This is a genomic window from Mesorhizobium japonicum MAFF 303099 (assembly GCF_000009625.1).
Lineage (GTDB): Bacteria > Pseudomonadota > Alphaproteobacteria > Rhizobiales > Rhizobiaceae > Mesorhizobium > Mesorhizobium japonicum.
The window spans coordinates 2,122,200-2,136,021 of the sequence record NC_002678.2 but is presented as its reverse complement, the minus strand read 5'-3'; the positions used below and the strand labels follow the sequence as shown (position 1 = coordinate 2,136,021).

Sequence of the window (13,822 nt, the reverse complement as noted above, 5' to 3'; positions counted from 1 at the left end):
GAAGCCGGCATCATCGTGTCGGCATCCCAAGGACGCGGCAGGTTCAGGCGATCCGACAGAGCGCCGAAATTATTTCAGAGGACCGAAGCGGCCAGCGCGGTGTCGTAATATTCTACCAGCGCGATGATCTTGCCGTCGCGTATCGTCCAGAAGTCAGCCGTATGCATAACAAGCTCCTGGCCGGTGGTTCTGCGGGTCAGATGGATTTCGACCTGCACCGCAACCTTGTCGCCACCGTCGATGTAGTCCATCGGGACGAAGCTCCGGTATTCGAAATCCTTGTCCAGCGACATGAGGCGGTCAAGGAATTGCTGTTTGCCGTTGCCAGCCGCGATGAAAGGCGCATGCGGTTCTGCGACCCAGCGGAAGACGACATCATCGGAACAGTGGCCCAGCGCGCCCACGATGTCGCGTTTTGAATAAGCATCATAAAGGTTCTTGACGACGTCCACGCCGCGCATGACCGTTTTCCTCCCTCGTTCGCGAAGCGTCAGGATGCGCCTTTTTCGGGCGATAGAAAAGTATTATTGCGGGCTAATACTTTCTTGCGGGCCAGCACTATTTGGCAGCGCCGGCCCGCGTGTCTGTATTGTCAATTCGACCCTTCTGCCACGGTACGGAAGAACTCTTCCGGGTCCTCGACCTCGGTCAGCTTCCGCTTCTCGATCAGCCAGAAGCGGTTGCCGATGGCGCGGATGAAGGAGCGGTCGTGCGAGGCGAGCACGCAGCTTGCCTGGTGCTTCAGCAATTCCTCCTCCAGCGCTTCCTGGCCATCGATGTCGAGATGGTTGGTCGGCTCGTCGAGCAGATAGAAATTGGGGTTGGCGAGCCTGAGCGCCAGCATCATCAGCCGCGCCTTCTGGCCGCCGGACAGCACGCCGATCCTTTTCTCCTGCATCTCGATGACCACGCCGGCCCCGGCAAGCAGCGAGCGGGCGCGCTGCTCGCCGACATCGTAGCGGCGCGACACCATCGCCAGCGGCGTGTCGTCGCCGCTGATGCCCGACAGCGCCTGGTCGCTGTAGCCGAGCACCGTCGACGGCGTCACCCTCACGTTCGCGACCGTGTCGGGTTCGGCGATGGCGTTGCGGATCAGGCTGACGAAGCGCGACTTGCCGACACCATTACGGCCAAGCAGTACGATGCGGTCGCCCTGGCAGATGTGGCGCTTGCCGGTCCTGAACAGCAGCGTGCCGTCGGGCGTTTCCACGGCCACATCGTCGAGGGTGATCAGCACCTTGGCGTGGGTGCCGCGATTGGCAAGCCGGATCGCTCCGGCCGATTTTTCGCGATGTGCTGATACCGCCGCCTCTTCCAGTTTTTCGGCCGTTCCTTGAGCTGCTTGGTCTTCACCGTCAAAAGGTCGCTGCCGGAATTGATGCCGATGTTGTTGAGCTTGGCGGCCTGCTTTCGCAGCTGCTGGGCGACCTTCATGTCGCGCTCGAACTTGCGCGCTGTCGAGGCGTCGGCCTCGTCGAGCGCCCGCCTGGCGCGGGAGTAGGGCAGCGCAAACACTGGCGATTGTTCCGGGCGCAGGAACAGGGTCCGGTTGGTGGTGGCGTCGAGGAAGGCGCGGTCATGGCTGGCGATGGCGACGGGCACTTCGCGCGGCAGCGCGTTCAGCCAGCTTTCCAGCTGGCTGATGTGGGCAAGATCGAGATGGTTGGTCGGTTCGTCGAGCAGCAGCACATCGGGATCGGTGACCCAGACGCGAGCGATCAGCGCCAGCCTTTGCCAGCCGCCGCTCAGCGCCTGCATTTCCCGCTCGCGCATTACCTCGGGCACGTCGAGAGAGTCGAGAACGACGTCGACGCGCCACATCTCGCTTTCGGCCTGCTCCGGCGGCAAGGCGTCGGCCACCACCTGATGAAAGCTGCGGCTAAGAAGGGCAGGGGGAACCGACTGCTCGACATGGCCGACGCGCAGGCCGCGCGTGCGGGTGATGTCGCCTGATGTCGGCTCCATCTCGCCGGTCAGGCATTTGAGCAAGGTCGACTTGCCGCGGCCGTTGGCGGCGACGATGCCGAGGCGGTCGCCACTGCCGATGGTGAGGTCGAGCTTGGAGAAGAGCGGCGCACTCATGGTGACACCGAGGGATTTGAGGCTGATCAGGGCCATTTGGATTTCTCTGGTCTTGCCGGAGACAGCTCCGGATGCACTTTGAACGGTGCGCGTGCCGGCCATCAGGCTAGGCGTTGCGGCACCACGAAGGGCAGACCAAAAAATCGAAGCGGGAAAAACCCGGACCGTCCCTGGTCAGCCCTGCAAGCTGGCTTGCAGGGCAGAGATCGGGCCACGCTGACGATGGTGACGATGAAACGTGAACACGTGAGCCCTCCTTTCAAGACGTTCGAGTGTGCGAAGCGATTACACCAAAGGCGGGGCGGATGGCAAGGCCGCCGCTTTCGCCCGGCGCGGGAACGGATCCAGCACCAGTATGCAGCCGCCGATGATCGCCACCGCGCCGAAACCCTGGATGATGGCCAGCGACTCGCCAAGCATGACAGTGCCAACCAGCACCGCGATCGTGGTCACGGCGAATTCGACACTGATCGTCCTGGTTGCGCCAATGCTGGCCACCAGCCGGAAATAGACGACATAGGTCAGCGCGCTCATCACGCAGGCGAGAAGGACGAGATAGAGGAAATCGACAGGACGCGGCATGGCCGGCACCGGCACGACAAGCAACAGCGGCAGCGTCATCAGCCCGCCGAACAGGAAGGCGGCGCCGGTGAGTTCGAACGAGCCGGCCGAACGCAGATGGCGATTGGTGTAGTTGCTGCCGAAGGCGGCGGAGAAGGAGCTGAACAGCGAGGCGGCGCAGCCGAATACGAAGGACGGCGTGATCGGCACCGAGGGGAAGCCGACCAGGACCACGATACCCGCGGCGCCGAGCAGCAGGCCAGCCAGCCCGCGAACGGTGATGCGCTCAAGCCCCCATAACTGGCCAAGGATCATCGAGAACAGCGGGATCGCGGCGACGAGGATGGCCGCCATCGCCGTGCCGATGCGCGGCGTGGCGTAGGACAGGCCGATCAGCTGCGCCGCGACTGTCGTCGCGCCGACCGCGGCGAAGTGCCGCCAGCCGGCGCTGAAATCGAGCCGGCGCCGCGTCGCCGCCGCCAACAGGAAGAGCGTGATGCCGGCGATCAGCGAGCGCAAGGTGACCGCGCCGATCCAGCCGAATGCGTGTACGACCTTGAGCAGGACGAGGAACGACAGGCCCCAGGTGACGGTCAGGAAGGCGTAGGCGGCGATGTCCCTGGGTTTCATGGGGAGTCGGTGCAGAGCTTTGCGTGCAGAGGCAGGATTGCAGCCGTGCGTACCGTTTCCGCAGTCTGGCGGCAAGCGCGAGCGCATAGTCCAGAGGCTGTTCCGACTTTGACAAGCAGATGTTAAGCCGCGACGAGGAAGAGCGTTTCCCTGCTCCCGCAAGGGGGAAGGAAGAAGCCGCTACTTCCCCGGCCTGCCCGTTTTCCCCGGCCTGCGCTTTTCGCGGCGGGCGTCGCCTGGGTCCTCGTAGGAGCCGATGCCGGCGCGCTGGCGAACGATTGGCTTGGCGGAATCGTCACGATCCTTCACGTCTGTCCTGCCGGCCCCCACAGGATGGGAGATCGGCTGGGGCTTCGCCGGCACTTTTCCTTCGACCGGCTTTTCGGTGCGCCGCACGGTCATCTCGTCCAGCGAGTTCTTCTTGAACAGCGGCCTGACCGGCTCGCCTGGAATACCGAAGTCGGAACCGTGCGCTTCGGACGCCGACTGTTTCTTGAACAGCGAGCGTGACACCGCACCCGCAGGCGTCGGCATGTCGGTGCCGGGCCCCATGTCGTCGATCGAGGGTTTGGCGAACAGCGGCTTCTTCGCCGGCACGGCGCCGTCGGCGCCCATCTCGTCAAGCGCCGGCTTGCGGAAGAGGTTGGGTCGGGCAGCCCTGGCGGCCTCTTCGGCGGCGCGTGCCTCGTCGAGCTTGCGAAAACGCTCCTGTTCCTCTGCCGTACGGTGCTTGGCCACGCCCTTGTTGTGCTTGCCCTTTTCGCGGCCCGAGACCGGGCTTTCCATGTCGGCGTATTTGGCCAGCGGGTCTTCGGAGATCGACAGTTCCATCTCACGCAGCCGCTTGATCTCGTCGCGGATGCGGGCGGCCTTCTCGAAGTCGAGATTGGCGGCGGCGTCGCGCATCTGTTTTTCCATCGCGTCGAGATGGGCCTTGAGGTTGTTGCCCATCATGGCGCCGGCGCTGTCGGTGAACTGCGAGATGTCGGCGCGGACATGGTCCTTCTCGTAGACCGAGTCCAGAATGTCGGAGATGCGCGATTTGACCGACTCCGGCGTGATGCCGTTGGCGGCGTTCCACTCCATCTGCTTTTCGCGGCGGCGGTTGGTCTCGGCCATCGCCCGCTCCATCGAGCCGGTGACCTGGTCGGCATAGAGGATGACCTTGCCGTCGACGTTACGGGCGGCGCGGCCGATGGTCTGGATGAGCGAGGTTTCCGAGCGCAGGAACCCTTCCTTGTCGGCATCGAGAATGGCGACGAAGCCGCATTCGGGAATGTCGAGGCCTTCACGCAAAAGGTTGATGCCGACCAGCACGTCGAAAGCGCCGAGGCGCAAATCGCGCAGGATCTCGATGCGCTCCAGCGTGTCGATGTCGGAGTGCATGTAGCGCACGCGCACGCCCTGCTCGTGCAGATATTCGGTCAGGTCCTCGGCCATGCGCTTGGTCAGCACGGTGACCAGCGTGCGGTAGCCGGCCTTTGTTGTTTCGCGGATCTCGCCGACGACATCGTCGACCTGGCTTTTGGCCGGGCGCACCTCGACCGGCGGGTCGATCAAGCCGGTCGGGCGGATGACCTGCTCGGCGAAGACGCCGCCGGACTGTTCCATTTCCCAGCCGCCCGGCGTCGCCGAAACGGCGACGGAGAGCGGGCGCATAGCGTCCCATTCCTCGAAGCGCAGCGGCCGGTTGTCCATGCAGGAAGGCAGCCGGAAGCCGTACTCGGCCAGCGTCGCCTTGCGCCTGAAGTCGCCGCGATACATGCCGCCGATCTGCGGCACGGTGACGTGGCTTTCGTCGATGAACACCAGCGCATTGTCGGGAATATATTCGAACAAGGTCGGCGGCGGATCGCCCGGCTGGCGGCCGGTGAGATAACGCGAATAGTTCTCGATGCCGGCGCAGGAGCCGGTGGCTTCCAGCATTTCGAGGTCGAAGCGGGTGCGCTGTTCCAGGCGCTGTGCTTCCAGCAGGCGGCCGGCACGCTCGAGTTCGACCAGACGCTGCTTGAGTTCTTCCTTGATCGACTTGATCGCCTGGTTGAGCGTCGGGCGCGGCGTCACATAGTGCGAGTTGGCGTAGATCTTGACGCTTTTCAGCTCGCCGGTCTTTTGGCCGGTCAGCGGGTCGAACTCGGTGATCTGCTCGATCTCGTCGCCGAACATCGAGATGCGCCAGGCGCGGTCTTCAAGGTGGGCCGGGAAGATCTCGATCGTGTCGCCGCGCACGCGAAACGAGCCACGCACGAAATTGATGTCCTGCCGCTTGTATTGCTGGGCGACGAGGTCGGCGAGCAGAGCGCGCTGGTCGAGCCGGTCGCCGATCTGCATCTGGAAGGTCATCGCCGTATAGGTCTCGACCGAACCGATACCGTAGATGCAGGACACCGAGGCGACGATAATGACGTCGTCGCGCTCGAGCAACGAGCGCGTCGCCGAGTGGCGCATGCGGTCGATCTGCTCGTTGATCGAGGATTCCTTCTCGATGAAGGTGTCGGTGCGCGGAACATAGGCTTCCGGCTGGTAGTAGTCGTAATAGGAGACGAAATACTCCACCGCATTGTCGGGGAAGAATTTCTTGAACTCGGAATAAAGCTGCGCCGCCAGCGTCTTGTTTGGCGCCAGGATCAAGGCAGGGCGCTGCGTTTCCTCGATCACCTTGGCCATGGTGAAAGTTTTGCCGGAGCCGGTGACGCCGAGCAGCACCTGGGTGCGGTCATTGTTGTCGACGCCTTCGACAAGGTCCTTGATGGCGGTCGGCTGGTCACCCGCTGGCTCGAAGTCCGACACCATCTTGATGGCGATGCCGCCTTCCGACTTTTCCGGCCGGGCGGGGCGGTGCGGCGTCCACAGCACGCCGTCCTTGTGCAGCGGATTGCCGGATTCGATCAGCGCCGAGAGCGCGGCGACCGTCGCGGTGACGCCGCTCGACGTCATCGTCTCGGCCTCTTCCAGCGAGATGTCGAGGCCGGCGACCGGATTGAGGCCGACCGCGGCGCGCTCCCGAGCGGTGGCCGCGCCGCCCATTGAGGTGCCGCGCGCGGTGCGCCCGGGCGCGGATGAGCGCTCGGGGATCTTCTTGGATGGTTTTGGCGCTTTGCCGCCGTCGCCCTTGCCGGTCTGGCGCCCTTCGCGTTCGGCCTCCTGCTCGATCTGCTCGGCCCAGTCGGCGATCGAACCGATCAGCGGCGTGCCCGACAGTTCGGGCTGCGGCATCTCGGCGAAGCCGCCTTTGTGCAGCGGTTCGGAGGCGTCGAGGAAATCGGTCAGCGGGCTGCGCCGCTTCGGCGCGGCGCGGTCGTCATTCGCCGTCGGCGGCGTTCTTTTACCGGGGGATTTGGCCATGCCCCGAATATGGGAGGTCTTGGCGAAAATGGAAAGAGCGCGATGCGGCGAGGCGCATGCCCCGACGCGGCTCCTGACAGAAGGCTGTCAGGAGGAGGCAGTTGCCGAGGGGTATCTGCCGGCGGTCAGGCGCCGCGGGCGTTGTCCGTCGCCACTTGGGTCGGCGATCCGCTCAGGCGCGGCACGACGACGAGACGCGTGACCTTGCCCTTCTTGAAGGCGGCGAGGAAGCGGGAATAGTCCCTGAAAACGACGCAGCCATTGGACTCGGCGCGGCCGCCGCGCAGCATGTAGGTGTGGGCGAGCAGGCCGTTGCGGTTGTATTTGTTGCCACCGCCGACCGGGGTCAGGCGCAGGGCCTCGACGCCATGGAAGCGCGATTCACGCAGCGACAGATTATAGGTGTTGGGCGGCGTCGGGCCACGATCCTTCACATGGACATAGCGCGGCTGATCGACCATGGCGCCGAGGCCGGAATGCGCCTCGAGCCGCTGGCCATCCGGCATGTAGACGGTCTTGGCGCTGATGTCATAGACGGCGACGCCGCGGCCGGCGCCGCTTCCGCCGCCCGGTCCATTGAAGAGGTTCCTGAACGCCTGGCCAAGGCCGCCCGACGGCATGTCCGGCTTGGCATAGGCCAGCACATCGCCGCTCTCGCCAGACCGGCCGGCCCGGGCCGGTCTTGCGGGCTGGGCCTGCTGGACCGGCTTTGCCTGCGGCGCCGGTTTCTGCTGCGCGATCTTGGGCTGAGCAATCTTGGGCTGCGGCGCCGGCTCATCCTGTTCCACCACGGCCTTTGGCTGCCGCGGCGTGTCGTATTGCGGGCGGCCAGTCGGCAGCGGCACGTCGTCGGTCAGCGCATCCGGCAGCGAGGCGGCGTCGCCGGGCTGTTGCGGCTGGGTCTCGGCAGGTGCAATCGCGACGTCGGCAGAGGATTCGGTCATCGGCAGCGGCGAGGCGAATGCTTCGTCCTCGACCGGCAGTGACTGGACGAGGGCCAGTGCCAGCTGCGTGTTGTCAGGCGTCTGCGACTGGGCAAGGCCCGCCGGCGGCGGCGCGGTCTGGACGACGGCGCCGGTATCGGCACGGGCGAAGCGTTCCGCCGCCGGAGCCGGCAAATCGTTCGACAGGCTGGCCACCACCTGGACTGACGGAACCAGCGACGCCTCGGTAATCTGCGGCGCGGCCTGGGAAATCATCGGGCGGGCGTCGGCCGTGGCGTCGGGCTTGCCGGCGCCGGCAAAGGCGGCGGCGAGCTTGGTCGGCGACAGCGACGCCTCCATGCGTTCGAAGCGCTCCTGTGCCTTCGACTTCAAGATTGGCTGTTCCGGCCTTGCATGGGCCGCCAGGCGTGCGGATTTCTCACCCAGTGGGCTCACTCTGGCCAGCTTGAAGCAAGTGGCGCCGCATTGCACGGCATGGTCATGCAGGGCCTGAGTGCCGCCATGGGCATTGGCCAGCACGAACGGCGCCGAAGATCTGAGGAAGTGCTGTTTCAGCGGATCGGCCATTGCCAGCGAGCCCGGCATGGCCAGCGTCTGCGGCAGGCCGCTCGATGTCGCCGACAGCGAGGCGCCGACGGAGCTGAGGCCAGCCATGGTGCCGATCAGCCAGAGGCCGACAGCGGCGCTGGCACCGGGCACCGCGACCCAGCGGACGATCCGTTTCGGGTTGAAGGAAGGGGTGCGCTGCGCATCGACGAACTCGCCGCCCTCGCGCTGGTCCCGGATTATTTTGTGTTTACTCGACAACGCCATGCAACCAATCTCGCTCCAATCGGTTTTCCCCGTACGTGGCCTTGTCAGCCGCGACGACCATTCTGCGAGTGATCCCAGGGTGGTCCCCGACGCGTTTGCCGCGCCTGTCGTTGATTGCCGATTGCTTCAAAATATGGACAAAGTTGGTTAACCAATCCCTCTCAAAACCAACCGAGAGACGTGGACTTTGTGCCAAAAAAGGCTCGTCCACGATCATGCACGCGGTATTTCAGCCCTTCCGATGCAGGTTTGCTGCCTGTTTTTGGCGACCGAGTCAAGCAAAACAGCCATTGCTAATATAAGACAGCGCCGTTCCAGCGAGCCCTGCGGCAATGCCGCGCGCCGTTCCGCGGGGCTGCAAAAGCCGATGGCATCGGCAAAACTGTTGCCCGCCTGCCACATTTTTTCGGCCCGCACGGTCGCCCCTCGACGCCCATTGACTCGTTTTGGGAGGCGGTGCAATCGGGTTGAAGTGCTTGGTTTTGGGGTGGCAAAGGCCACTTTTGGAGGCTTTTTCCATGAGGCGTCGGGATTTCTTGACGCTGTCGGCGGGTGCGGCGGCGTTCTCCATTCTTCCAGCCATGGTCAGGGCCAACGTGCCGGTGCCCTACGACCGCAACGCCGAAGTGCCGTTCAACGACAAAAAATCGTTCATCGACTGGATGGTGGCCAATCGCGGCGAGGATCCGAAGTTTTTGGCGCAGCGATTCGATCGCTTCCAGATCATGGTCTACAACAAGGACGTGCTGGACGACCGCAACAAGCGCGCCTTCCTTTTGACTCCGCGTGAGGAATTCGTGCTGCCGCAGAATCTGGGGCGCGCCTACGACCATGCCTTCCTCGACATCGGCTATGGCGTGACGATTTCGGGTCCGCACCTGGTCGGGCGGATGACGACGGCGATCGACGTGCAATTCGGCGAGGCCGTACTCGAGATCGGCACCGGTTCGGGTTACCAGTCGGCCTATCTCGCCAACCTCACCGACAAGGTGCACACGATCGAGATCATCAATCCGCTGGCGCAGCGCACGCGGCGCACCTATGACGGGCTGGTCGAGCGCGGCTACAGCGAATTCGGTTCGGTCACCAGCCGCAATGCCGACGGCTATTATGGCTGGGAAAGCGTCGGCCCGTTCGACAAGATCATCGTCACCTGCGGCATCGACCACATTCCGCCGTCGCTGCTGCAGCAGTTGAAGCCCAATGGCGTGATGGTCATTCCGGTCGGCCCGCCGGGCGCGCAGCACGTGCTCAAGGTGACCAAGCAGCAGCTCGCGGACGGCACGTTCAACATCGTCCGCTCGGACATCTACAATGGCAAGGTGGTGCCGTTCGTGCCGTTCACCAAGCTGGAAGGCGACCAGATCGTCGGCACGCACAACAGCTGAGTTGCCGTGCTGTCGGGCTAAGCCGCCGCATCAAGGGGCCTGAATGACGGCTGTTGTATCGACCTCTCGACCAAGCATCACCTCGCTTGAGGCGCCTCGGCTCGCGCATTACCTCGCGGTCGGGCTGATCGCCGGCGCCATCATCGCGCTGCAGATCGCTATCATGCGTGTGTTCGCGGTCGGCAGCTGGTCGCATTTCGGTTCGCTGGTGGTCAGCCTCGCCATGCTAGGCTTCTCGCTGTCCAGCGTCGTCATCTTCGCCGGCAAGGGCTGGTTCGACCGCCATTGGCAAGGGGCGGCCACCGCGGCCCTGCTGCTGATCGGCCCGCTCGCCGTCGGCTCCAACCTCGTCGCCCAGACAGTGCCGTTCAACGCCATCTTCCTGGTGTCCGACCCGGCGCAGAAATGGCGGCTGCTCGCCAATTTCCTGCTCTATCTCCTGCCGTTCCTGGCCGGCGCGTTCTTCCTCGGCATCGTCTTCCTGAAAAGCCGCACCGCCTTCGGCCGTGTCTATTTCGCCGACCTCACCGGTTCGGGGCTCGCCGGCCTCGCCGTGCTGGTGTCGCTCTATCTGTTCGCGCCTGAAACCATCATCGTCGTGCCGCTCCTGCTTTGGGCCGCAGGTTCAATCCTGTGGTTCCTGGCTTTCGGCGCCTGGAAGAGCGTCGTCGCCGGCGTCGTGGTCGCGGCGCTGTCGATATCAGGCTACCTCATGCTGCCCGGCTTGCTCGGCATCCCCGACATTGCCGTGTCGCAATACAAGGGCGTCGCCTATGCCCGCAACTTTCCGGACGGCAAGCGCATCTACCGCAGCGTCTCGCCCTTCGGCGATCTGCAGGTCTATGCCAGTTCCTACATGCATTTCGCGCCGGGCCTGAGCGACAATGCCGCCTTCGGCATGCCCGAAGTGCCGGCCAACACCTATGTCGGCATGTACCGCGACGGCGACGGGCCGGAAGGCATCATGCGCAATCTGGCGCCGGCCGAGCAGCTCTATTTCCGCTATCTGCCAATGCACTATCCCTATGTCATCAAGGACAAGCCCAAGACATTCGTCGTGCAGTTCGGCGGCGGCATCTCCACGCAGGCCGCGCTCAATGCCGGTTCGACCTCGGTGACCGTCGCCGAGAGCAATCCGATGACCTTGCGGGCGTTCCGCGATCCGGTGCTGAAGGATGTCACCGGCGATATCCTGGCCGAGCCGCGGCTCAAGGTCATCGACTATGATGGGCGCCTGTTCCTCGCCAACACGAGGGAGCGCTACGATGTCATCGACCTCAGCCTCGCCGACAGTGTCGGCCTGTCCAATCCCGGCGGCTTCGCCATCTCGGAAAAATATGCCTACACGCGCGAAGCGATGCTGAGCTACATGCATGCGCTGGCCGATGGCGGTGTGCTGTCGATCACCTTGTGGAACAAGGAAGAGCCGCCGAAATCGGTCCTGAAGCTCTATTCGACCGTCGCCGAAGCGGCGAGGACCTTCGACAGCCAAGGTGCGGCCAACGACATCTTCGCCGTCTCGAGTTACCTCTCGACCACGACCGTATTGTTCAAGCGCGGCGGCTTCACCGAGGCCGAAATCAAGACGCTGCGCGACTACACCAAGTCGATGTCCTGGGAGGAAGTCTATTATCCGGGAATGACCTATGACGGCTCGGGCGCGCAAAAGGTTCTCGATGATTATCGCGCCTCTATCTTCGGCAGCGGACAGGACGCGACGCTGACGCAGCCGGCCTCCGGTGCGACCGCGCCTGCCGACCCGACCGCCCCAGCTAACCCCGACTGCGATCCGACGGCGCCGGCCGATCCGACGCTCGACGCCTGTGCGGGCGCCGGCGGCGATACCGGCCCGCAAGTGTTGCCGGCGACGGAACTGCAGCGCATGACCTGGCACGCGCTTCTGACCGGCGGCTGGGAAAAACTTGCCGGCGACTACGTCTTCGACGCCCGGGCGCTCAGCAACGACCAGCCTTATTTCGCCGCCTATGTGAAGGTCGCCGATTTGCCGCGCACGTTGGACCGGCTCGACCTGTTCCAGGACGATTGGGGCTATCTCTTGATCTGGGCGACGCTCGGCATTGCCTGCATTGCGGCGGCGTCGCTGGTGCTGCTGCCGGTCATCTTCGGCTGGCGCATCGTGTTCTCGCGCTCGCGCGGCAAGCTCGGCACCATCCTCTATTTCGCCTGTCTCGGCCTCGGCTACATCATGGTCGAGGTCGGGCTGATCAGCCGCTTCACCGTGGCGCTGGCCAACCCGACGGTGTCGGCCTCGGTGCTGATCTCCTCGATGCTGGTGTTTTCAGGCCTCGGCAGCCTGTTTGCCGAGCACATCTTCGAACGCGCCAGGACTCTGCTGCCCATAGTGCTGCTGTCTGTCTGCGGGCTGCTGCTCGCCTACGGCTTCTATCTGTCGCCGGTGCTCGACCGGATCGGCGCCTATCCCTATGCGGTGCGCCTGCTGCTCTGCTTTCTCCTGGTGTCGCCGCCGGCCTTCCTGATGGGCATGCCGATGGCCACCGCCATGACCTGGCTGGCGCGGCTCGGCAAGGAGCATCTGTTCGTCTGGGCCTGGGGCATCAATGGCTGTTTCTCGGTCATCGGCTCGGCCGCCGTGCCGATCGTCGCCACCAGCTTCGGCTTAAGCGCCGTGTTGCAATGGGCGGCGATTGCCTATCTCATCGCCATTCCGGCCTTCTTCGCCGTGCTGTTGCCATCCAGGGCGCCGTCCATCCGGCTGGTAGCGGCCTGATGCCGGACCGGCGCGCCATCGTCGCCGGATTGCTGGCCACGGCGATGTTTCCGGTGGCCAGCCAGGGGGCGCGCTTGCGCAAGGCCATCTCGACCATCGTGCCGTTCAAGTCGTCGCCCTTCCCTTATCGAGGCAAGCTGCCTGACGGCTCCGCGTCGTTTCTCGACGTCACGGCGGCGGATGGAAGGCACGGCCACACCTCGCCGCGCGGCGGCATTTATTGGGAAGACGAGACCTATTCCGACCGATCGACGCTGCTGGCGGTGCCGAAAGGCTTCGATCCGACCAAGCCGGCTCTCATCGTGGTGTTCTTCCACGGCAATGGCGCCACCTTGCAGCGCGACGTGGTCGGCCGCCAGCGGGTCGTCGCGCAGGTCGAGGCGTCGGGCCTCAACGCCGTGCTGGTGGCGCCGCAATTCGCCAGCAATGCGCAGGATTCCAGCGCCGGCAATTTCTGGACGCAGGGCTATTTTGCCAAATTCATGGCCGAGGCGGCACAGGGACTGGCTAAGCTGACCGGCGCCAAGGCGGCAAAGTTCGACGCCATGCCGGTGGTGCTGGTCGCCTATAGCGGCGGCTACAATCCGGCCGCTTCCATTCTCAGGAACGGTGACATCGGTGGACGCCTGCTCGGCGTCATCCTGCTCGACGCCGTCTTCGACGAAGCCGATATTTTCGCCAGCTGGATCGCGCAGCACCGGAAAAGTTTCTTCGTCAGCGCCTATGGCAAATCCTCCGCCTCCGGCAATGCCGAGATCCGGCAGTTGCTGGCGGGCCAGGGCATCGACGCCAGTTCCGATCCGCCCCGCCGCCTCGAAGCCGGCACCATCGCCTTGCTTGCATCCGATGCCGCCCACGATACGTTCGTCACCCGCGCCTTCGTCGGCAATCCGTTGCAATGGTTGCTCGCCCGGTTGCACGGGTTTCAGCGTTAGGGCCTTTTGGCACTCCGGTTCTTACACATGCTTCTGACCGCCATTGTCATCACCCAGATATTGGACCCGCTGCGGATCCTGCTGGTCGGGATCGCCTATTTCCTCAGCCGGTTGGTCAAGCGGCAGGGCATGGGCTGGCTTGGATTGCTCGCGGCGATTGTCGTGATCGCGGCCGGATTTCCGTTCGCTATCATTGGCCAATCCGGCGACATCGCCTGGACGACCGCCGCGATCGGCCTGATATCGAACGCGCTGATAGTCGCCGCCCTGGCCGGGTTGCTGCGGCTCCAGCGGCGGCTTTTCCAGCTCTTTGTTTGACGTAATTTCTCCGGGAAAACCGTTTCACGATTTTCCCGCAATTGCTGGCGGACCCGG

General features: G+C 64.3%; 8 protein-coding genes and 1 pseudogene. 4 read left to right on the top strand and 5 right to left on the bottom strand.

All coding sequences use genetic code 11. The annotated features are described in order from the left end of the window. Positions 1-74: 74 nt before the first annotated feature. The 5 genes and pseudogenes from MAFF_RS11450 to MAFF_RS11430 form a co-directional block, all read right to left on the bottom strand. Positions 75-461, bottom strand: coding sequence for a nuclear transport factor 2 family protein (locus MAFF_RS11450; RefSeq protein WP_010911070.1), 387 nt, complete (start codon positions 459-461; stop codon positions 75-77). A 131-nt stretch (positions 462-592) separates the two neighbouring features. After that, a pseudogene (locus MAFF_RS11445) lies at positions 593-2,118 on the bottom strand (ABC-F family ATP-binding cassette domain-containing protein). A gap of 249 nt (positions 2,119-2,367) precedes the next feature. Continuing rightward, entirely contained in the window at positions 2,368-3,273 is a 906-nt protein-coding gene (locus tag MAFF_RS11440; RefSeq protein ID WP_010911067.1) for a DMT family transporter, read from the bottom strand. A gap of 180 nt (positions 3,274-3,453) precedes the next feature. Then, positions 3,454-6,618: an excinuclease ABC subunit UvrB gene (uvrB, locus tag MAFF_RS11435; protein WP_044548268.1), complete on the bottom strand. Its 3,165-nt coding sequence runs from the start codon at positions 6,616-6,618 to the stop codon at positions 3,454-3,456. Between the two features lie 125 nt (positions 6,619-6,743). Then, on the bottom strand, positions 6,744-8,375 hold the full coding sequence (locus tag MAFF_RS11430) for a DUF2778 domain-containing protein (RefSeq protein ID WP_010911065.1): 1,632 nt from the start codon (positions 8,373-8,375) through the stop codon (positions 6,744-6,746). 518 nt (positions 8,376-8,893) lie between these two features. On the opposite strand from MAFF_RS11430, the gene MAFF_RS11420 reads away from it, so the two are divergent. The 4 genes from MAFF_RS11420 to MAFF_RS11405 are packed head-to-tail and all read left to right on the top strand — an operon-like array spanning position 8,894 to position 13,765. Then, positions 8,894-9,763, top strand: a complete 870-nt coding sequence (locus MAFF_RS11420) for a protein-L-isoaspartate O-methyltransferase family protein (protein WP_044548267.1) — start codon at positions 8,894-8,896, stop codon at positions 9,761-9,763. Between the two features lie 43 nt (positions 9,764-9,806). Continuing rightward, entirely contained in the window at positions 9,807-12,512 is a 2,706-nt protein-coding gene (locus MAFF_RS11415; protein ID WP_010911063.1) for a hypothetical protein, read from the top strand. Then, complete coding sequence (locus tag MAFF_RS11410) at positions 12,512-13,447, top strand: hypothetical protein (protein WP_044548266.1); 936 nt, start codon at positions 12,512-12,514, stop codon at positions 13,445-13,447. Before MAFF_RS11415 ends, MAFF_RS11410 begins: the two co-directional genes overlap by 1 nt. Before the next feature lie 27 nt (positions 13,448-13,474). After that, the gene (locus MAFF_RS11405) at positions 13,475-13,765 is read left to right on the top strand and encodes a hypothetical protein (protein ID WP_010911061.1); all 291 of its coding nucleotides are present in this window, start codon (positions 13,475-13,477) and stop codon (positions 13,763-13,765) included. Positions 13,766-13,822 lie beyond the last annotated feature (57 nt).

Bases quoted from the DNA above. Each gene is read 5' to 3' on its own strand.
- MAFF_RS11415 (WP_010911063.1), top strand. From the start codon at position 9,807: ATGACGGCTGTTGTATCGACCTCTCGACCAAGCATCACCTCGCTTGAG.
- MAFF_RS11450 (WP_010911070.1), bottom strand. From the start codon at position 461: ATGCGCGGCGTGGACGTCGTCAAGAACCTTTATGATGCTTATTCAAAA.
- MAFF_RS11440 (WP_010911067.1), bottom strand. From the start codon at position 3,273: ATGAAACCCAGGGACATCGCCGCCTACGCCTTCCTGACCGTCACCTGG.
- MAFF_RS11410 (WP_044548266.1), top strand. From the start codon at position 12,512: ATGCCGGACCGGCGCGCCATCGTCGCCGGATTGCTGGCCACGGCGATG.
- MAFF_RS11405 (WP_010911061.1), top strand. From the start codon at position 13,475: ATGCTTCTGACCGCCATTGTCATCACCCAGATATTGGACCCGCTGCGG.
- MAFF_RS11420 (WP_044548267.1), top strand. From the start codon at position 8,894: ATGAGGCGTCGGGATTTCTTGACGCTGTCGGCGGGTGCGGCGGCGTTC.
- MAFF_RS11430 (WP_010911065.1), bottom strand. From the start codon at position 8,375: ATGGCGTTGTCGAGTAAACACAAAATAATCCGGGACCAGCGCGAGGGC.
- uvrB (WP_044548268.1), bottom strand. From the start codon at position 6,618: ATGGCCAAATCCCCCGGTAAAAGAACGCCGCCGACGGCGAATGACGAC.